This window comes from Gallaecimonas xiamenensis 3-C-1 (assembly GCF_000299915.1).
Taxonomy (GTDB): domain Bacteria; phylum Pseudomonadota; class Gammaproteobacteria; order Enterobacterales; family Gallaecimonadaceae; genus Gallaecimonas; species Gallaecimonas xiamenensis.
Window position 1 is genome coordinate 1 of sequence record NZ_AMRI01000025.1, and the last position, 19,919, is coordinate 19,919.

Annotated in this window: 19 protein-coding genes; 15 read left to right on the forward strand and 4 right to left on the reverse strand. The window is 60.6% G+C overall.

What is annotated here, in order from left to right; all coding sequences use genetic code 11:
* On the forward strand, nucleotides 1-1,045 hold a 1,045-nt coding region (locus B3C1_RS15380), incomplete at its 5' end, for a PTS transporter subunit EIIC (protein WP_008485957.1).
* Nucleotides 1,046-1,068: 23 nt separating this feature from the next.
* Here B3C1_RS15380 and B3C1_RS15385 read toward each other — a convergent pair.
* From B3C1_RS15385 to map, 4 genes are all read right to left on the reverse strand, one after another.
* On the reverse strand, nucleotides 1,069-1,596 hold the full coding sequence (locus B3C1_RS15385) for a CHRD domain-containing protein (protein ID WP_008485958.1): 528 nt from the start codon (nucleotides 1,594-1,596) through the stop codon (nucleotides 1,069-1,071).
* Between the two features lie 152 nt (nucleotides 1,597-1,748).
* Nucleotides 1,749-2,786, reverse strand: coding sequence for a 2,3,4,5-tetrahydropyridine-2,6-dicarboxylate N-succinyltransferase (gene dapD / locus B3C1_RS15390; protein WP_008485960.1), 1,038 nt, complete (start codon nucleotides 2,784-2,786; stop codon nucleotides 1,749-1,751).
* A 117-nt stretch (nucleotides 2,787-2,903) separates the two neighbouring features.
* Complete coding sequence (gene glnD, locus B3C1_RS15395; protein ID WP_008485962.1) at nucleotides 2,904-5,474, reverse strand: [protein-PII] uridylyltransferase; 2,571 nt, start codon at nucleotides 5,472-5,474, stop codon at nucleotides 2,904-2,906.
* Between the two features lie 47 nt (nucleotides 5,475-5,521).
* Complete coding sequence (gene map / locus B3C1_RS15400; RefSeq protein ID WP_008485963.1) at nucleotides 5,522-6,310, reverse strand: type I methionyl aminopeptidase; 789 nt, start codon at nucleotides 6,308-6,310, stop codon at nucleotides 5,522-5,524.
* Between the two features lie 198 nt (nucleotides 6,311-6,508).
* Here map and rpsB point away from each other — a divergent pair, with 198 nt between their 5' ends.
* The 14 genes from rpsB (at nucleotide 6,509) to lpxA (ending at nucleotide 19,919) form a co-directional block, all read left to right on the forward strand.
* On the forward strand, nucleotides 6,509-7,231 hold the full coding sequence (gene rpsB / locus B3C1_RS15405; protein WP_008485964.1) for a 30S ribosomal protein S2: 723 nt from the start codon (nucleotides 6,509-6,511) through the stop codon (nucleotides 7,229-7,231).
* 98 nt (nucleotides 7,232-7,329) lie between these two features.
* On the forward strand, nucleotides 7,330-8,220 hold the full coding sequence (gene tsf / locus B3C1_RS15410; protein WP_008485965.1) for a translation elongation factor Ts: 891 nt from the start codon (nucleotides 7,330-7,332) through the stop codon (nucleotides 8,218-8,220).
* A 91-nt stretch (nucleotides 8,221-8,311) separates the two neighbouring features.
* Nucleotides 8,312-9,043, forward strand: coding sequence for a UMP kinase (gene pyrH / locus B3C1_RS15415; protein ID WP_008485966.1), 732 nt, complete (start codon nucleotides 8,312-8,314; stop codon nucleotides 9,041-9,043).
* Nucleotides 9,044-9,064: 21 nt separating this feature from the next.
* The gene (frr, locus tag B3C1_RS15420) at nucleotides 9,065-9,622 is read left to right on the forward strand and encodes a ribosome recycling factor (RefSeq protein ID WP_008485967.1); all 558 of its coding nucleotides are present in this window, start codon (nucleotides 9,065-9,067) and stop codon (nucleotides 9,620-9,622) included.
* Between the two features lie 80 nt (nucleotides 9,623-9,702).
* Complete coding sequence (gene uppS / locus B3C1_RS15425) at nucleotides 9,703-10,473, forward strand: polyprenyl diphosphate synthase (protein WP_008485968.1); 771 nt, start codon at nucleotides 9,703-9,705, stop codon at nucleotides 10,471-10,473.
* An 11-nt stretch (nucleotides 10,474-10,484) separates the two neighbouring features.
* A complete protein-coding gene (locus B3C1_RS15430) occupies nucleotides 10,485-11,345 on the forward strand; it encodes a phosphatidate cytidylyltransferase (protein ID WP_008485969.1) in 861 nt (286 codons plus the stop codon).
* On the forward strand, nucleotides 11,345-12,523 hold the full coding sequence (ispC, locus tag B3C1_RS15435) for a 1-deoxy-D-xylulose-5-phosphate reductoisomerase (protein ID WP_008485970.1): 1,179 nt from the start codon (nucleotides 11,345-11,347) through the stop codon (nucleotides 12,521-12,523). The genes B3C1_RS15430 and ispC overlap by 1 nt, the downstream gene beginning before the upstream one ends.
* Complete coding sequence (rseP, locus tag B3C1_RS15440; RefSeq protein ID WP_008485972.1) at nucleotides 12,517-13,851, forward strand: sigma E protease regulator RseP; 1,335 nt, start codon at nucleotides 12,517-12,519, stop codon at nucleotides 13,849-13,851. The genes ispC and rseP overlap by 7 nt, the downstream gene beginning before the upstream one ends.
* Before the next feature lie 27 nt (nucleotides 13,852-13,878).
* Entirely contained in the window at nucleotides 13,879-16,338 is a 2,460-nt protein-coding gene (gene bamA, locus B3C1_RS15445; RefSeq protein ID WP_035482442.1) for an outer membrane protein assembly factor BamA, read from the forward strand.
* Between the two features lie 9 nt (nucleotides 16,339-16,347).
* On the forward strand, nucleotides 16,348-17,112 hold the full coding sequence (udp, locus tag B3C1_RS15450; protein ID WP_008485974.1) for a uridine phosphorylase: 765 nt from the start codon (nucleotides 16,348-16,350) through the stop codon (nucleotides 17,110-17,112).
* A 10-nt stretch (nucleotides 17,113-17,122) separates the two neighbouring features.
* Nucleotides 17,123-17,632, forward strand: a complete 510-nt coding sequence (locus tag B3C1_RS15455) for an OmpH/Skp family outer membrane protein (RefSeq protein WP_008485975.1) — start codon at nucleotides 17,123-17,125, stop codon at nucleotides 17,630-17,632.
* Nucleotides 17,633-17,635: 3 nt separating this feature from the next.
* Nucleotides 17,636-18,670: a UDP-3-O-(3-hydroxymyristoyl)glucosamine N-acyltransferase gene (lpxD, locus tag B3C1_RS15460; RefSeq protein ID WP_008485976.1), complete on the forward strand. Its 1,035-nt coding sequence runs from the start codon at nucleotides 17,636-17,638 to the stop codon at nucleotides 18,668-18,670.
* Between the two features lie 20 nt (nucleotides 18,671-18,690).
* The gene (gene fabZ / locus B3C1_RS15465) at nucleotides 18,691-19,146 is read left to right on the forward strand and encodes a 3-hydroxyacyl-ACP dehydratase FabZ (RefSeq protein ID WP_156804584.1); all 456 of its coding nucleotides are present in this window, start codon (nucleotides 18,691-18,693) and stop codon (nucleotides 19,144-19,146) included.
* Between the two features lie 2 nt (nucleotides 19,147-19,148).
* Complete coding sequence (lpxA, locus tag B3C1_RS15470) at nucleotides 19,149-19,919, forward strand: acyl-ACP--UDP-N-acetylglucosamine O-acyltransferase (protein ID WP_008485978.1); 771 nt, start codon at nucleotides 19,149-19,151, stop codon at nucleotides 19,917-19,919.

Sequence of the window (19,919 nt, forward strand, 5' to 3'; positions counted from 1 at the left end):
GGCACTGACCTTCTTCTCCGGGCCCCGGCTACTGGCGGCCCTTATCGTGCTGCCAGCGCTGCTGCTGTCGGCCTGCCTGGCCGCCGTTTGGCCGACCCTCTCTCACTGGATAGCCCAGTTCTCCCATTGGGTGTCGGAAGGGGAGCCGGTGCTGGCCTGGGGCCTTTACGGGGTGGTGGACCGGCTGCTGTCCCCCCTTGGCCTGCAGCACATCTGGAACGTGCCCTTTTTCACCGAAGCCGGCGGCGTGTGTGTGCTGGACGGCCAGCTACTGCCTTTGAACCAGGACTCCTGCTACGGCAGCTGGATAAGGGGAGAGCTGCGCCGCTTCTTGGCCGGCGACCCCACCGCCGGCCATCTGGCCGGGGCTTACCTGACCAAGCTGGTGGGGCTGCCCATGGCGGCCCTGGCCATCTGGCTAAAGGCCAAACCCAAGGAGCGGGCCAAGGTGGGGGGCATCATGCTGTCCGGGGCCCTGGCTTCTCTGGTGACGGGGGTGACCGAGCCGCTGGAATTTGCCTTCCTGTTCGTGGCCCCCATGCTGTACCTCTTTCATGCCCTGATGAACGGCCTGGCCTTTGTGCTCTGCGTCGCTCTCGGGGTGCACCACGGCATGAGCTATTCCCAGGGGCTTATCGACTTTATCGCCTACTGGCCATTGGCCAAGAACCTGGGACCCTTGTTCTGGCTGGCGCCCATTTGGGCCCTGGCCTACTTCCTGGTGTTTTACGTGTCCATCGGTGCCTTCAAGCTGGCTACCCCGGGGCGCACCGACACGGTGGCCGGGGACGAATTGGTGCCTGCCACCCAGCAGTTGGTGGCCGACGCCTTGCTGGCGGCCCTTGGCGGCCGGGACAACCTGGTGCGGGTAGACGCCTGCATCACCCGGCTGCGGCTACAGGTGGCTGACCCGAAAATGGTGGACAAGAAAGCCTGCCGCCGGCTGGGGGCCAGCGGCGTATTGGTGATAGGCAATGGGGTGCAGCTGGTGTTTGGCGCCAGGGCTGTCACTTTAAGGGACGCCCTGGCGCGGCAACTCGCCTGAAAAGTAGCCTGGGGCTACCTTTTTCAATGCTTGTGGCGAGGGTCTTGGTAACGCAGCTGCCCGCGAATAGCACCAGATGGGTACTGCGGGTTATGGACATTGATGTAGAACTGTTCCGGGTTTTCCAGAATGCGCTGCACCAGCCCCGGTTCCATGGTCGGGAACTTGCCGTCTTCATATTCGCTAAGGCAATCGCCGGCGTTACCGTCTTCAGGTCCAGCCAAGTTGGCCACGACGGGCCCGTTGCTACCCCTGGCGCCTTCGTGGATATGTGCGGCCATGCCAGCACCGACCGGCACCTGCTGGATTTTCTCAACGGTCAGCACGTAACAGAGCGTCAGGGGATCGCCGTCGATACCAAAGACATAGGCTTCGCCTCGGCCGTTCGGGTCACCGGCAATGGCGTTGCCAGGCCCGCTGCTCACTTCTTCGGTGCCGTAAAGATCTGTGGTCAGTACCGTATTGGTGTGGCCGGCCAAGGCCAGGGGGGAGGTCAGAGTCAGGGCTGCCAGTAAGGGGACGAAGAGCTGTTTGGGGTGGGAAAGTGTCATGAGGAGGTCCTCTTGGTTGAAAGGATGCGAGACAACCTCTAACCACTGTCCGCCTTTTGTTAACGGCAGCCTGACTGTTTTGGATCACTGATCGTCAAAAAAATGACGAAAAGGCGGCCTGGGCCGCCTTTTTGCCAATGAGTCACTGGCCCTTAGTTATGGGCGTGCAGCTCGGCGTTCAGCTCGATGGCGGACTTGTTGGTCTTGACCTCGATACGGCCGCTTTGGGAGTTGCGGCGGAACAGCAGGTCCGGCTTGCCGGCCAGGGTGCCGGCCTTGACCGTTTCCACGTCCTGGCCCTGGTCGTCCAGCACCACCACCTTGGAGCCACCGGTGACATAGAGGCCGGCTTCCACGGTGCAGCGGTCACCCAGGGGAATACCCAGGCCGGCGTTGGCGCCGATAAGGCAGCCTTCCCCAACCGAGATCACCACGTTGTTGCCGCCGGACAGGGTGCCCATGGTGGAGCAGCCGCCGCCCAGATCCGAACCGTTACCCACTACCACACCGGCGGAGATACGGCCTTCCACCATGCTGGTACCCAGGGTGCCGGCATTAAAGTTGACGAAGCCCTCGTGCATGATGGTGGTGCCTTCGGCCAGGTGGGCACCCAACCGTACCCGGGAGGCGTCGCCGATACGGATGCCGGCAGGCACCACATAGTTGGTCATCTTGGGGAACTTGTCCACAGACTGCACGTCCAGCACCCGCCCTTCGGCGCGGGCCTTGAGCTGGCGCAGGGGCAGTTCGTCCAGGGCCACAGCACCCTCGTTGGTCCAGGCAAGGTTCGGCAGCAGGCCGAACATGCCGGTCAGGTTGATGCCGTGGGGCTGGACCAGGCGGTGGGACAGCAGCTGCAGCTTGAGGTAGACCTCGGGGGTGGAGGCGGGCTGGGCATCGCTTTGCAGCACGGTCAGCACCAAGGGCTGCTTGGTGCCCACCAGGGCCAGGGCGATGGCCTCCTGGTCGGCCAGGCCGGCGGCGGCAAAAGCCTCGGCCAGGGCCGGCAGGGCGCTGGGATCAAGGTCGATGGCCTGGTTGGCGCCCTGGTAGCCAAAATCCTTGGCAAGGGCCTGGATCAGGGCCGCGCTCGGGGCCATCAGGGGCTTGCTATAGAACACTTCCAGCCAGTCGCCGGCGGCGCTGCGGGTACCGATACCCAGGCCCAGACTAAAGTGGTTGCCACTCATCTACAGGGTCTCCTACGAGTTTGAATAGTGCGGCGGCGCACTTGGCACCGCTGTGAAATTGGTCGGCAACGTCAGGCCGCACGCCCCAGTAATGGGGCATTGGGGGGATTATCCCCATTAATGGGCCAGGGCGTCCACCAAGGCGTCCCGCAACCGCTGCTGCTGCTGGTCGGTGAGGGCTTCACCGGCCATGGTGGTGAGGATAAAGAAGTCCTCGGCCCGCTCCCCTATGGTGGTGATCTTGGCTGCCTTGAGGGAAATGTCCTGTTCGGCAAAGACCTGCCCCACCTGTGCCAGCAGCCCCGGCCTGTCCAGGGCGGTAAATTCCACCAGGGTCTGCTTGCGGCTCGACGGCAAGAAGGTGACGTCTGTCGACACCTGGAACGGCTTTAACTGGCGGGGCAGGGGCCTTTGCACCGGTTTGGGGAACTTGGCCTGCAGCAGCGCCTTTTCGATGGCGCGGCGGGTGCTTTGCACCCGGGACGGGCTTTCCACCGGGCTGCCGTCCCGTTCCACCACCACCAGCGAGTCCAGGGCCCAGCCGTCTTTGCTGGTCATCACCTGGGCGTCGTTGATGGACAGGTTCTTGCCGTCCAGCACGCTGGCGATGCAGGCAAAGAGCTGGGCCCGGTCGCGGGTGTAGACGAACAGTTCTGTGCCGCCCCTGGTGGTGTGCTTGGACAGTTTGACCAGGGGGCCGTCCCGGTGCTGGTGCTTGAGGATGGCCTCGGTGTGCCAGGCCACCTGCTCGGGGCTGTGGCGCAGAAAGTAGTCGAGGCGAAAACGCCGCCATAGCTCCTTGAGGGCGCTCTTGGAGATGGCCCGCCTGGCCAGCAGCCGGGCGGCCTCTTCCTTGGCCTCGCGGATGGCGGGGCGGATGTCGATGGGCTTTTCCAGGCCCCGGCGCAGGGCCTTTTGGGCGGCGAAATAGAGCTCGCGTAGCAAGGAGCCCTTCCAGTCGTTCCAGAGCTTGTCGTTGGTGGCGCGGATATCGGCCACTGTCAGGCAATAGAGGTAGTTGAGGTGGGTCTCGTCCCGCACCAGGGCGGCGAACTGGCGGATGACCTCGGGGTCGGAAATGTCCCGGCGCTGGGCGGTCACCGACATCACCAGGTGGTGCTCCACCAGCCAGGCTACCAGCCGGGTCTCGGTGTCGGACAGGCCATGTAGCTGGCCAAAGCCCAGGGCGTCGGCGGCCCCTAATTCTGAATGGTCGCCGCCCCGGCCCTTGGCAATGTCATGGAAAAGGGCGGCCAGGTACAACAGCTCTGGCTTGCGCATCTGCCGCACCAGAAGGCTGGCCAGGGGGAACTCCTTGGCCCTGTCTGGCAAGGAGAAACGGTAGCTGTTGCGCACCACCTTGTAGGTGTGCTCGTCCACGGTGAAGGCGTGGAAGAGATCGAACTGCATCTGGCCGACGATATGGTTCCAGGCCGGCAGGTAGGCGGCCATGATGCCGTGGCGGTGCATCAGCTTGAACGCCAGGCCCATGCCCCTGGGGTGGCGCACCAGGCTCATAAAGCGCTCCCGGCACAGGTGGTCGTCGCAAAGAGGGGTCTTGAGTTCCCGGCGCACGGTGCGAAGGGCCCGCAAGGTGCCGGCGGCGATGCCGGTCAGGTTGGAGTCCCGGGCCAGGTGCAAAAATAGATCCAGCAGGTAATGGGGCTGCTCCCCCAGGCGCTCGGGGGCGCTGCACAACAGCAGGTTGCCACGGGCCTCGAACAGGTCGTCCAGGCGGCGGCTGGGGGGATGGGGCTCGGGGCTCAGCTCTTCGGCGAGGATCTCTAAGAGGATGGCATTGAGCTCCGACACCCGGCGCAGGGTCTGGTAGAGCTGCTGCATCATGGCTTCCACCGCCTGGCGATTGTCCCCTTCAAAGCCCAGGCGCCTGGCCACTTCCGGTTGCAGGTCAAACAGCAGCCTGTCTTCGCTGCGCCCGGCAGCCAGGTGCAGGGCAAAGCGCACCCGCCACAGCAGATCCCGGGAGGCAATCAGCTCGTCCAGTTCGTCCTGCTCCAGCCAGCCCTGTTCGGCCAGGGCCGGTAGGTCCTGGCGGTTAAGGTGGCGCAGCAGTACCCAGACCACGGTCTGAATGTCGCGAAGGGCACCGGGGTTACCCTTGAGGTTGGGCTCGAGGTTGTAGGCGGTGGAGTCGTAACGGCCGTGGCGGGCGATTTGCTCGTCCACCTTGGCCTTGAAAAATTCCGCCACTGGCCAGCAATGGGCCGGGGACACCCCCCTTTTCAGGGCCTCGAACAGGGCCTGGGAGCCATGCAGCAGCCGCGCCTCCAGCAGGTTGGTGGCGATGGTGATGTCGTCCTTGGCTTTTTGCAGGCAGTCTTCCAGGGTGCGGGTGGCGTGGCCAAGGTCGAGGCGGGCGTCCCACAGTTCGGTGATGAACTGGCTGATGGCGTCCTGCTCGGTGGCGGTCAGGTCCTTTTCCGACAACACCAGCAGGTCCACGTCGGAGTAGGGGTGCAGCTCGCCCCGGCCGTAGCCGCCGACGGCGATCAGCGCCAGGCGCCTGTCGTCAAGGCCCAGGGCCTGCCAGCGCTCCACCAGCAGCCGGTCCATCACCGCCGCCCTTTCATGGATCAGGGCGATGATGTCGGCGTCCGGGCTTTGCCGGGCCAGCAGGCTGTCGGTATGGGCTTTGATGCGTTCGCGCAGGGCCAGGGCGGCGTTCATGGCTGTCCTTTCATCCAGAAAAAAGCCCCTCGGCGAGGGGCTTGATGTCAGTGCTCTATGACCCTTGGCAGGTCTTCGTCCGGACGCAGTGTCAGGACCTCGACGCCGTTGTCGGTCACCAGCAAGGTGTGTTCCCACTGTGCTGACAGGCTACGGTCCTTGGTGACCACAGTCCAGTCATCTTTAAGCACTTTACAGTGATATTTACCCACGTTGACCATGGGTTCGATGGTCAGGCACATGCCGGCCTTGAGTTCAAAGCCGGTGTTGGGCTTGCCGTAGTGCAGTACCTGGGGCTCTTCGTGGAACTCGTTGCCGATACCGTGGCCGCAGTAGTCGCGCACCACCGAATAGTTGTGGCCCTCCACGTGCTTTTGAATGGCATGGCCGATGTCCCCCAGCCGCACCCCGGGTTTGACCATCTTGATGCCGATGTAGAGGGCTTCCTGGGCAACGCGGCTGACCCGCTCACCCTGGATGCTGGGCTTACCGACGATGAACATCTTGGAGGTGTCGCCGTGGTAGCCATCCTTGATAACGGTGATGTCGATATTGATGATATCGCCGTCCTTGAGCACCTTTTCGTCGTCGGGAATGCCGTGGCAGACCACGTGGTTGACCGAGGTACAGATGGATTTGGGGAAGCCGTGGTAGTTGAGGGGGGCCGGAATGGCTTGTTGCACGTTGACGATATAATCGTGGGCGATGCGGTCCAACTCACCGGTGGTAACCCCTACCTTGACGTGGGGGGCCAGCATCTCCAGCACGTCGGCCGCCAATTGGCCTGCCACGCGCATTTTCTCTATCTCGTCCGCCGTCTTGATCTTGGCACTCATTGGACTACTCTTTTGGCGCAAAAAACGCGCTTCACCTTGGTTTCAGTAAGTCCTTTATGGTATAAAGCGCGCCGGCAATTTACAAACTGAGTTGCCATTAACCCTAACCCACACACGGGTCGACACATGCGCCGGGGTGCCCTCAAGGGTCGGATGCATGGGACTCGTGGAGGCCTAACCCCAATTTTGGAGACGACAATGTCCAAAGTTTCTATGCGCGACATGCTGCAAGCCGGTGTTCACTTCGGTCACCAAACCCGTTACTGGAACCCCAAGATGAAGCCTTTCATCTTCGGCGCCCGTAACAAAGTGCACATCATCAACCTCGAGCAGACCCTGCCGATGTTCCACGATGCCCTGAACTACCTGTCCTCCGTGGCCGGTAAGAAAGGCAAAGTGCTGTTTGTAGGCACCAAGCGCGCCGCCAGCGAAGCCGTTAAAGACGCAGCCAACAGCTGTGGTCAATACTACGTCAACCACCGCTGGCTGGGTGGTATGCTGACCAACTGGAAAACCGTTCGTCAGTCCATCAAGCGTCTGAAAGACCTGGAAACTCAGTCCCAAGACGGTACCTTCGACAAGCTGACCAAGAAAGAAGCGCTGGATCTGACCCGCGAAATGGAAAAGCTTGAGAAGTCCCTGGGCGGTATCAAAGACATGGGCGGCCTGCCTGACGTGCTGTTCGTGATCGACGCCGACCACGAGCACATCGCCATCAAGGAAGCCAACAACCTGGGTATCCCGGTTGTATCCATCGTTGATACCAACTCCAACCCGGACGGTGTTGACTACGTGGTTCCCGGCAACGATGACGCCATCCGCGCTATCCAACTGTACGTTGGTGCCGTGGCTGCAACCGTGAACGACGCCAAAGGCGCCGCTCCTGTTGCCGAAGGCGAGTTCGTCGAGACTGCCGAGTAAGGCATCCGTCTCGCCCTTGATTAACCATCGAGGATGGATTGGTTAACAGGGGCCCCAAAGGCCCCTGTTTTTTGGCAAGTAAAACCGAGGAATTTCACATGGCAATTACTGCTGCCCTGGTAAAAGAACTCCGTGACCGCACCGCTGCGGGCATGATGGATTGTAAAAAAGCCCTGACCGAAACCAATGGCGACATCGAAGCCGCCATCGAGCTGATGCGCAAAAACGGTCAAGCCAAAGCCGCTAAGAAAGCTGGCCGTATCGCTGCCGAAGGTACCATCATCATCGCCAGCGCCGGTAACAAGGCTGCCATCCTGGAAGTGAACTGCGAAACCGACTTCGTCGCCAAAGACGCATCCTTCCTGGCCCTGGCCAACGCTGCTGCCCAAGCCGCCCTGGCCAACGGCATCACCGACATCGAAACCCTGGCCAACACCGAAGTGAACGGTGAGACCCTGGACACCACCCGCCTGAACCTGATCGCCAAGATCGGTGAGAACATGAGCTTCCGCCGTGTGACCATCGTTGAAGGCGCCAACCTGGGCGTGTACAACCACGGCAGCCGTATCGGCGTTGTGGTCAGCCTGACCGGTGGCAGCGAAGAACTGGCCAAAGACGTTGCCATGCACGTTGCCGCTTCCAAGCCTGAGTTCACCAAGCCTGAAGACGTTTCCGCCGAAGTGGTTGCCAAAGAGCGCGAAATCCAGATCGATATCGCTGTTCAATCCGGCAAGCCCCAGGAAATCGCCGAGAAGATGGTTGAAGGCCGCATGAAGAAATTCACCGGTGAGATCTCTCTGACCGGTCAGCCTTTCGTTAAAGATCCCTCCATCTCCGTTGGTGACCTGCTCAAGGCCGCCGGCGCCGACGCCAACAGCTTCGTGCGTTTCGAAGTAGGTGAAGGTATCGAGAAAGAAGTGGTCGACTTCGCTACCGAAGTGGCCCAGCAAGCTGCCGCAGCTGCCGCTGCCGCCGCAGCCAAGCAGTAAGAAATACCGAGGCCGGCTTGCCGGCCTCCTTTTTATCCGGGCCGTGGCTCAGTGCCGCGGTCGATTTGTGTCTGCAAGGTGAGAAAGGATCATGAGCACCAGTTCCAAGCCCCAATATCGCCGCATCCTGCTGAAGCTCTCTGGTGAAGCCCTGATGGGGGAAGAAGGTTTCGGTATCGACCCCAAAGTCCTGGACCGCATGGCCACCGAGATCAAAGAGCTGATCGAGCTGGGTGTCCAGGTCGGCCTGGTGATCGGCGGTGGTAACCTGTTCCGTGGTGAGGGCCTGGCCCGTGCCGGTATGAACCGGGTAGTGGGCGACCACATGGGTATGCTGGCCACCGTCATGAACGGCCTGGCCATGCGTGACGCCCTGCACCGTGCTTATGTGAACGCCAAGCTGATGAGTGCCATCGACCTCAAAGGGGTCTGCGAAAGCTATAACTGGGCTGACGCCATCGGCATGCTCCGTGACGGCAAAGTGGTGATCTTCTCTGCCGGTACCGGTAATCCCTTCTTCACCACCGATTCCGCCGCCTGCCTGCGCGGCATCGAAATCGAAGCCGACTGCGTGCTCAAAGCCACCAAGGTGGACGGGGTCTATTCTGCCGATCCGGTAAAAAACCCCGACGCAGTGAAGTATGATAAGTTGACATACGCAGACGTACTGGAGCAGGAACTGAAAGTCATGGATTTGGCGGCTTTCACCCTGGCCCGTGACCACAATATGCCGATCCGCGTATTCAACATGAACAAACCTGGGGCCCTGAAAGCCGTGGCCATGGGCGAGCCAGAAGGCACCCTGATTAGTCACCAGGCCTGATAAGAAAGAGGACGTCTATCCGTGATCAACGAGATCAAAGCCGACGCTAAAACGCGTATGGAAAAATCCCTGGAAGCCACCAAGAGCCAGATGGCCAAGGTGCGCACCGGCCGTGCTCACCCCAGCCTGCTGGACAGCATCCGTGTCGATTACTACGGCGCCGCCAGCCCCCTCAAGCAGGTGGCCAACATCACCGCCGAAGATGCCCGTACCCTGGCCATCACCGTATTCGACCGCAACATGATCCAGGCCATCGAAAAGGCCATCATGATGTCCGACCTGGGTCTGAACCCCTCTTCTGCCGGCACCACCATCCGTATCCCGTTGCCGCCGCTCACCGAAGAGCGCCGCAAGGATCTGGTCAAGTTGGTGCGCGGTGAAGCGGAAAACGGCCGTGTGGCTATCCGCAACGTGCGCCGCGATGCCAACAACGACATCAAGGCCCTGCTCAAGGACAAGGAAATCTCCGAGGATGACGAGCGTCGTGCTCAGGACGAAATCCAGAAACTGACTGACGCTTTTGTGAAGCAGGTCGATGAAGTCCTGGCTGCCAAAGAAGCCGAGCTGATGGAATTCTAAGGCCTGATCGGGTAAGGTTTTGACGCCGCATGGCTTTGCTGTGCGGCGTTTGTTTATTTAAAAACCAAGGTAACCGATCGATGTCTCAAATCCCTGCCGTTGATGCCGCTTCAGGCAAGGCAAGCCCCCGCCACATTGCCATCATCATGGATGGTAATGGGCGCTGGGCGGAGAGCCGTGGCAAGGCCAGGATCATGGGGCACAAACAAGGTGTGGAAGCGGTGCGGGAAACCGTGCGGTGTGCCACCCGCCTGGGGGTAGAAGCCCTGACCCTTTTTGCCTTTTCCTCGGAAAACTGGCGCCGGCCAGAGGAAGAGGTCAACTTCCTGATGGAACTGTTCCTGCTGGTCCTCGGCAGGGAAGTGAAGAAACTCCACAAGAACAATATCAAGCTGCGGGTTATCGGTGACTGCAGCGCCTTTTCGGCGCGCCTGAAAAAGAAAATCGATGAAGCCCAGGCCCTGACCGCCGACAACACCGGCCTGGTGCTGAATGTGGCGGCTAACTACGGTGGCCGTTGGGACATAGTCCAAGCCACCCGCCAGTTGGTTGAGCAGGCCGTCCAGGGCGAGCTGCAAAGCAGCGACATAACAGAAGACTTCTTCGCCAAGCAGCTGTGCCTGGCCGAATTGCCAGCGGTGGACTTGATGATCCGCACCGGCGGCGACCATCGCATTTCCAATTTCCTGCTGTGGCAGCTGGCCTATGCTGAGCTGTATTTCACCGACACCCTTTGGCCCGATTTTGGCGAGCAGGCCTTTTCTGAGGCCGTGGCTGCATTCTTGAGCCGGGAACGCCGCTTTGGTTGTACCGGTGCCCAGGTTCGGGCCTGGATGAACGAATCAAAATAAGGATAACGATTTTGCTCAAGCAACGGATCATAACCGCCTTGCTCCTGCTGCCCGTCGCGCTGCTGGTGATCTTCTGGCTGCCTTTGGACGCCTTCGGTTGGGTGGCGGCCGTCCTTATCGCCATCGGTGGCTGGGAATGGGCCCCCCTGGCCGGCCTTAAAGGCCGTTTCTACCAGGGCCTGCTGGCCACCATCACCTTTGCCATTTTGGCCCTGGTGCAATACGTGGTGCCGGTATCGGCCCTGTGGGCCGGTGGCCAGCCTGCCGGTTTTTACAGCCTGATGGTGCTGTTGGCCGGGTTCTGGTGGACGGTAGCTGCCGTGCTTATCACCCAATACCCTGAGCCCACCCGTTTTTGGCAGCAGCATAAACGCTGGCGCCTCATCTTCGGCGCCCTGACCCTGCTGCCCACCTGGGCCGGTCTGGTGGTGCTGCGCAGCTGGCGTTACCAGGAAGACCCCCTGTTCGGTGCCTGGGCCATACTGTTCGTGTTGTTGCTGGTATGGGCTGCCGATACCGGCGCCTATTTTGCCGGCCGCACCTTCGGTAAACACAAGTTGTCCCCCAAGGTCAGCCCCAACAAGACCCTGGAAGGGGCGGCCGGCGGCCTGCTGCTGGCCATGGCCATCTGTGCGGCCTGCCTCTACCTGCGCCCGGCCAGCATTTCGGCCAGCGCCATAGTGGTGGCCAGCGCCCTGACCGTACTGGCTTCCATCCTCGGGGATTTGAGCGAGTCCATGTTCAAGCGTGAGGCGGGCATTAAGGATTCGGGCTCCATCCTGCCGGGCCACGGAGGCATCCTTGACCGCATCGACTCCATTACGGCGGCAGCGCCCATCTTCGTGCTGGTGATGCTGGCCATGGGGGTCTGATGCAAGGGGTAGTGGTACTGGGAGCCACCGGTTCTATCGGTGACTCCACCCTGGACGTCATCGCCCGCCACCCGGACAAGTACCGGGTGGTGGCGCTCTCTGCCCACTCTAATGCCGAGAAGTTGCTGGCCCTGTGCCTGCAGTTTTTCCCCCAGCAGGCGGTGCTGGTGGAAGAGGGCAAAAGCCAGTGGTTGCGGGCCGAGCTGAAAGCCGCCGGCAGCCAGACCGAACTACTTACCGGTGCCAAGGCCTTGGAAGACATCGCTGCCCACCCGGACGCTCGCCAGGTGATGGCCGCCATCGTCGGCGCCGCCGGCCTTCTGCCGACCCTGGCCGCAGTCCGCGCCGGTAAAAGGGTGCTGCTGGCCAACAAGGAAGCCCTGGTGATGTCAGGGGAGCTGTTTATGGATGAGGTGGCCCGCCACGGCGCCGAGCTGCTGCCCATCGACTCCGAACATAATGCCATCTTCCAGTCCCTGCCTTTTGCCTGCCAGCAGGGGGACCACTACCGCCACCATGGGGTGTCGCAGATCTTGCTGACCGGTTCTGGCGGCCCCTTCCGGACCCGGGACCTGGCCAGTTTTGGCGCCATTACCCCGGCCCAGGCCGTGGCCCACCCCAACTGGTCCATGGGCCAGAAGATCTCGGTGGATTCCGCCACCATGATGAACAAGGGCCTGGAATTTATCGAGGCGCGCTGGCTGTTCGATTGCGCCGTGGATGACATCCAGGTGGTGCTGCACCCGCAAAGTATCATCCATTCCATGGTCCGCTACAGCGACGGTTCGGTGCTGGCCCAGATGGGCAACCCGGACATGCGTACCCCCATAGCCCATGCCATGGCCTATCCCGAGCGCATCGACGCTGGGGTTGAGCCCCTGGATTTCTTCTCCCTGGGCCAGTTCAGCTTCGACCAGCCCGACCCGGCCCGATATCCCTGCCTGTACCTGGCCATTAACGCTTGCCGCCTGGGCCAAGGGGCCACCACTGTGCTTAACGCCGCCAACGAAGTGGCGGTGGACGCCTTCTTGAAGGGGCGGCTGCCCTTTACCGGCATTGCCGGGCTGGTTGAGCAAAGTCTCGACACACTTGCCCACAAGACAGCCAGGGATTTGCGCAGTATCCTCGAGCTTGACCAAGAAGCTCGTCACTATGCGGAACGCCTGCTGCCATGCTAACCCTGTTGTGGAACCTGTTTTTCTTCATCCTGGCCCTGGGCCTGCTGATCACCATTCATGAATATGGCCATTTCTGGGTGGCCAGGCGCTGCGGCGTCAAGGTCGAGCGCTTTTCCATCGGCTTTGGCCCGGCCCTGCTGCGCCGGGTAGGGCGGGACGGCACCGAATATGTGCTGGCCGCCATCCCCTTGGGGGGGTACGTCAAGATGCTGGACGAGCGGGTGGCCGAAGTGGCGCCAGAGGATCGGCATCTGGCCTTTAACAACAAGTCCCTCAAGGCTCGAACTGCCATTGTGGCTGCCGGCCCGGCCGCCAATATCCTGTTTGCCATCCTGGTCTACTGGCTGATGTGGATGGTGGGGGTACCCGCCATCAAGCCGGTGGTGGGGGCCGTGGCGCCCCAATCCATCGCTGCCGAGGCCAAGCTGCCCCTGGGGGAGATCTTCAGCATCGACGACCAGCAGACCCGCAGCTGGGAAGAGGTCAATCTGGCGCTGGTGGCCCACATCGGCGAGCCCAGCATCGCATTGCAGGTCAAGGACAACGACGGCCTTATCCATGATGTCCGTTTTGACACCCGCCAGTGGCAGTTCAACCCGGACCAACAAAGCAGCCTGACCAGCCTCGGCATAGTGCCTTTTCGCCCCCGTTTTGACCTGGTGGTGGATAAGCTCAAGGCCGGTGATGCCGCCGAACGGGCCGGCCTTAAGCCCGGCGATAAACTGTTGGCCCTGGCCGACGGTCAAACCCTGGACTGGGACGGCTTCGTCAAGGCGGTGCAGCAGTCGCCCAATAAGCCCCTGGAATTTTTGATTGAGCGGGACGGTGAACGAATGACGTTGACCGTGGTCCCAGATGAGCGAGATGGGCAAGGCTATGTCGGCCTTTATCCTGTGGCACCAAGCTGGCCGGAGGGTATGCTGACCGAGATCCGCTTCGGGCCGCTGGATGCATTGCAAGAAGGTGTTAAACGCACCTGGCAGATGGTTAGCCTTACCGGCAGCACCCTGGCCAAACTGGTGACAGGGGATCTGGCTCTGGACAACCTCTCCGGGCCCATTGCCATAGCGCAGGGCGCAGGGGCGTCGGCCGGCATTGGCTTTGCCTATTTTCTTGGTTTTTTAGGGCTTATCAGTGTTAATCTGGGCATCATTAACTTGTTGCCGTTGCCTGTTTTGGACGGCGGTCATCTGCTGTTCTTTCTGTGCGAAGCGGTGCGAGGCAAACCCCTGTCGGAGCGGGCACAAGACGTGGCCTTCCGCCTGGGCGCCGCACTGCTGCTGACGCTGATGGGCATTGCCATATTTAACGACCTCGCAAGGTTATAGCGGGGCAAGGACGGATAAATAAAATCAATGAGAGCCGTGCAATCATTGCTGTGCGCCTCGGTGCTGGCGGCCGTTTCCGTGCCCAGCCAGGCCATGGATGCCTTTAAAGTCGACGACATTCGGATCGATGGACTGCAGCGGGTCGCCTTGTCAGCGGCCCTGACCTATGTACCGGTCAAGACCGGTGACATCGTGGATCAAGCCCGCGTGTCCCAACTGATCCGCAGCCTTTACAGCTCAACCCACTTCGAGAACATCGAAGTGCTGCGTGACGCCAACACCTTGATCATCAAGGTTAAAGAACGCCCGACTATCAGCTCCATCGATTTCAGCGGCAACAAGGACATCAAGGAAGAACAGCTCAAGCAGAGCCTGGAAGATTCCAATGTCCGGGTCGGTGAACCCCTGGACAGAACCATGCTCACCCAAATCGAAAAAGGTCTGGTGGACTTCTACTATTCCGTCGGCAAGTACGACGCCAGCGTTAAGGCCGTGGCCACGCCGCTGCCCCGCAACCGCATCGGCCTGAAGTTCAACTTCAAAGAAGGTAAGGCGGCCGAAATCCAGCAGATCAATATCGTTGGTAACAAGGTTTTTTCCAACGAGGAACTGCTCGACAAGCTGGAACTGAAAGACAAGCTGGCCTGGTGGCAGGTGTTCTCCGAGAAGCGCTACCAGAAGCAAAAGCTGGAGTCGGATCTCGAGACCCTCAAGTCCTACTACCTGGACCGGGGCTACCTGCGCTTTAACGTGGACTCCACCCAGGTGTCCATGAGCCCCGAGCGTACCGGTGTCTATGTCACCGTTAACGTGACCGAAGGCGAGATCTACAAGGTCAAGGAAGTGAAGCTGGTCGGCAACCTTTTGAACAAAAAGGAGCTGATGGAAAAGCTGGTGCCTATCCAGTCCGGCAGCACCTACAGCGGCGCCGAAGTGACTTTCACCGAAGAGATGCTGGCCAAGTTCCTGGGCCGCTTCGGTTACGCCTATCCCAAGGTCACCACCTACCCGCAGATTGACGACAAGACCAAGGAAGTGACCCTGACCATCAACATCGATCCGGGTTCGCGGATCTACGTCAACAGGGTCAATTTCGAAGGCAACGCCACCACCTCGGACGAAGTACTGCGCCGGGAAGTGCGGCAGATGGAAGGCACCTGGCTGTCCAACAGCCTGGTGGAGCTGTCCAACGACCGTTTGAACCGCCTCGGCTTCTTCGAGACGGTGGAAAACGACATCGACAGGTCAACCGACCAGCCCGATCAGGTGGACGTCAACTTCAAGGTCAAAGAGCAGCCCTCCGGCTCCTTGAACGCCGGTGTCGGCTACGGCTCCTATGGTGGCCTGTCTCTGAGCGCCGGTATCAGCCAAAGCAACTGGCTGGGCTCTGGTAAGTCGGTGGGCATCAACGTCTCCACCAACAACTACCAGAAGCAGGTGAGCCTGAGCTACCTGGACCCCTATTTCACCATCGATGCCATCAGCCTGGGCGGCCGTCTCTACTATAGCGACATCGACTACGGTAGCGCTTACCTGGAAGCCTACGACCAGAGCTCCTGGGGTCTTAACACCACCTTTGGCTTCCCGGTCAACGAATACAACCGCCTGAACTTCGGTATTGGTTACAAGAACTCCAAACTGAGTTCGATCAACTCCCACGACCAGGCGCTGCGTTTCTATAAGGTGTATTCCGACCAGGACATCCTGGACGGCAAGATCGCCTATGACGAAGTCGAGCTGACCGCCGGCTGGAGCCGCCGTACCCTCAACAGGGGTACCTTCCCCAGCGCCGGTTCCAGCCAGGATCTGTCGTTGTCCATGACCACGCCAGACTCTGAGCTGAACTACTACAAGCTCAACTTCAACGCCCGTAACTACTGGCCTTTGGACCGCAACCAGGACTGGGTGATCTCCACCAACCTGAAGCTGGGCTACGCCCAGGGCTATGGCACCACCAACGGCCAGGACAACATCCTGCCGTTCTGGGAAAACTTCTATGCTGGCGGTAGCCAGACCATGCGGGGCTTTGAGTCCAACTCCATCGGTTCTCGCGCCATCTACCGCCAGAAGATTGGGGTAGACGGTGGCACCAGCCCGCCGTACCTGCCGCCTTCCGAGGACCAGGTCTACGTGGGCGGCGCCCTGGGCGGTAACGCCATGGCGGTGGCCAGCCTCGAGTTTATCGTGCCGACCCCCTTCTTGGACGAGGCATACAAGCGCTCAGTACGGACCTCTGTGTTCCTGGACGTGGGTAACGTCTGGGATACCGAGTTCGACTACAGCCAGTACGAGAACCTGGCCCTGCGTAGTGGCAGCCGCGAGCTTTACGACTACTCGGATCCTTCTGCCTACCGTGCGTCCTATGGCCTTAGCCTGCAGTGGCTGTCGCCCATGGGCCCCATGGTGTTCAGTTTCGCCCGTCCCATCAAGAAGCAGGACGGCGACCAGACCGAGTTCTTCTCATTCAATATCGGAACCACTTTCTAAGGAGCTGCCATGGGTAAGTTTCACCTGGGTATAGATGCCCAAGCCCTGGACGGCGCCACCCTGGCCATAGTGCCAGGGGACCCGGCACGGGTTGAGCGTATTGCCAGTTTGTTGGATGAGCCGCAGTTCCTGGCGGCTCAGCGTGAATTTACCATCTGGCGTGGTAAGCTGGCTGGGCAGAGCATCATCGTATGCTCCACCGGCATCGGCGGTCCTTCCACGTCCATTGCCGTGGAAGAACTGGCCCAGTTGGGAATACGCACTTTCCTGCGTATCGGTACCACGGGCGCCATTCAGCCGGATATCGCGGTTGGCAGTATCATCGTCACCACAGGCTCGGTGCGCCTGGACGGGGCCAGCCAGCACTTTGCGCCGCTGGAGTTCCCGGCGGTTGCCGATTTCGAATGCACCGAGGCGCTGGTATCAGCGTCCCGGGCTTTGGGCGTCAAGCCCGTGATAGGTGTAACGGCCTCGTCCGACACCTTCTATCCCGGCCAGGAGCGGTATGACACCTATTCCGGCCGTGTGGTACAGCGCTTCCAGGGCTCACTCAAGGAGTGGCAGGCCATGGGCGTGCTCAATTACGAGATGGAGTCGGCCACCCTTCTTACCATGTGCGCCAGCCAGGGATTGAAAGCCGGCTGCGTGGCAGGTGTGGTGGTCAACCGTACCCAGCAGGAGATCCCGGACGAGGCCATGTTGGCCCAGACCGAGGCTCTGGCCATCAAGGTGGTGCTGGGCGCAGCCGCAGAGCTGCTGAAACAATCACAATAAGGAGAGAACCTTGAAGAAGTCACTCATTGGTGCCGGCCTGGCGCTGGCGTTGTCCGCCGGCATGGCCTTGCCTGCCGCTGCCGATGCCCGCATTGCCGTTGTGGACATGGCCAAGATTTTCCAAAACCTGCCCCAGCGTGAGCAGGTGGCCCAGAAGCTGGAAAAAGAATTTGCCGACCGTATCGAAGCGGTTCGCAAGCTTGAAGAGCAGATGCAGGGTATCCAGGATCAGGCCCGTCGTGATGCCTCCATCATGACCGACAGCCAAAAGACCGACCTGTCCCGTAAAATGGAGTCCCTGCAGGCTGACTACCAGCTCAAGCGCAAGGCCCTGGACGAAGACATGCGCGGCCGCCAGGCCGAAGAGCGCAACAAGCTGCTGACGACCATTCAGAACGCCGTCGATTCTGTCGCCAAAGGCAAATATGACGTCGTACTGCAGCGCGCCGCTGTCGCCTACATCTCCAACGATGTGGATATTTCCGACAAGGTTATCGCTCAGGTTTCCAAAGGTAAGTAACGCATGACATATAGCCTGGCCAAATTGGCCGAGCTGGTTGGCGCTGAAGTAGTCGGGGATGGCGAGCTGATCATCAGTCGGGTCGCCACCCTGGAAAGCGCCACCGTTGGCCAGATCGCTTTTCTGGCCAATAGCAAATACCGTAAGCACCTGGACGCCACCAAGGCGTCTGCGGTGATCTTGGCCGAGGCGGATCTGCCCTTTTGCAAAGGGGCCGCCCTGGTCATGAAGAATCCCTATCTGGGCTTTGCCAAAATAGCGCAACTCCTGGATACCACTCCGGCCCCGGCCGACAGCCTGCATCCTACCGCCATTATCGCCCCCGACGCCGTGCTGGGGGAGGGCGTGGCCATAGGCCCCTACAGCGTCATCGAAAGCGGTGTGGTGCTGGAAGCGGGGGTCAAGATAGGCCCCCACTGTTTTATTGGCAAAGGCAGCCGTATCGGCCAAGGTAGCACCCTATGGTCCAATGTGGCCATCTATCACGGGGTGAGCCTTGGCAGCCATTGTAAGGTCCACGCCAATGCCGTGATCGGCTCTGACGGCTTCGGTTATGCCAACGACAGGGGCAAGTGGGAAGCCATTCCCCAGACCGGCGGTGTGCGCATCGGTAACCGTGTGGATATCGGGGCTGGCACCACCATAGACAGGGGCGCCCTGGAAGACACCGTCATCGAAGATAACGTCATCATCGACAACCAGGTACAGATCGCCCACAACGTGGTGATCGGCACCGGCACGGCCGTGGCGGGCACCACCGTTTTTGCGGGCTCCGTTACCGTTGGAAAATACTGTATCATTGGCGGCGCCTGCGCCATTGCCGGCCATTTGAGCATCGCCGATGGCACCACCATCACTGGCATGTCCATGGTCACCAAGGCCATCACCGAACCGGGCGTCTACAGCTCGGGCACGCCGGCAACCCCCAACCGGGAATGGCGAAAGAGTGCAGCACGTTTCAGGCAGCTTGATGAGATGCACAAGCGGCTTAAGAGCCTGGAAGAGAAGCTGGCTGCCAAAGAGCAGTCCGGCCAATAACGAAGAGTGGACGACGACCCATCATGACTGAAATGAACACCATGGACATTCTTGAGGTGCTGGAACATCTGCCGCACCGCTATCCTTTCCTGCTGGTCGACAAAGTCCTGGATTACACCGTTGGTGAGCGCCTGGTGGCCCTCAAGAACGTGACCATCAACGAACCTTTCTTCCAGGGGCACTTCCCCCAGAAGCCGGTCATGCCGGGGGTACTGATCCTCGAAGCTATGGCCCAGGCCACTGGCATCCTGGCGTTTAAAACGGCCAATCAGAAGCCCACCGACGGTGTGCTTTACTATTTTGCCGGTATCGACAATGCCCGTTTCAAGCAGCCTGTGGTGCCAGGTGATACCCTGATCTTTGAAGTGGAAATCGTCAAACTCAAAGCGGGCATCGGCAAGTTCCACTGCAAGGCCCTGGTTGACGGCAACCTGGTCTGTGAAGCCGACCTGATGTGCGCCAAACGCGAGATCTGAACGTGATCGATCCCCAAGCTTTCGTCCATCCCGAGGCCAAGCTCGGCAACAACGTCAAAGTCGGCCCCTGGAGCTACATCGGCGCCGGTGTCGAGATCGGTGACGACACCGAGATCATGTCCCATGTGGTGATCAAGGGCCCCACCGTCATTGGCAAGCGTAACCGCATCTTCCAATTCGCCTCAGTGGGCGAAGAGTGCCAGGACAAGAAATACCAGGGTGAACCTACCCGGCTGGTGATCGGTGACGACAACGTCATCCGCGAGTCGGTGACTATTCACCGTGGCACAGTCCAGGACCAGGGCCTGACCGCCATCGGCAACAACAACCTGCTGATGGCCTATGTACACGTGGCCCACGACTGCATCATCGGCAACAACGTGATTATGGCCAACTACTCGGCCCTGGCCGGCCACGCGACAGTCGGCGACTGGGCCATCATGGGCGGCCAGAGCGGCGTACACCAGTTCTGCCGGGTCGGTGCCCATGCCTTTGTGGGAGCCTGCGCCCTGGTGGTCCAAGACGTTCCGCCTTTTGTCACCTGCGCCGGCATGCGTGCCGAGCCTTTCGGCATCAACCTCGAGGGCCTCAAGCGCCGTGGTTTTTCCAAGGCCAGCCTGCAGGCACTGCGCAAGGCCTACAAGGCCCTGTATCGCCAGAACCTGACCCTCGAAGAAGCCAAAGTCGAGCTGGCCACCCTGGCCGCCGACGAGCCTGCCGTTGCCGAGCTGTTGGCCTTCATCAACCAGTCCGAACGCGGCATCATTCGCTGA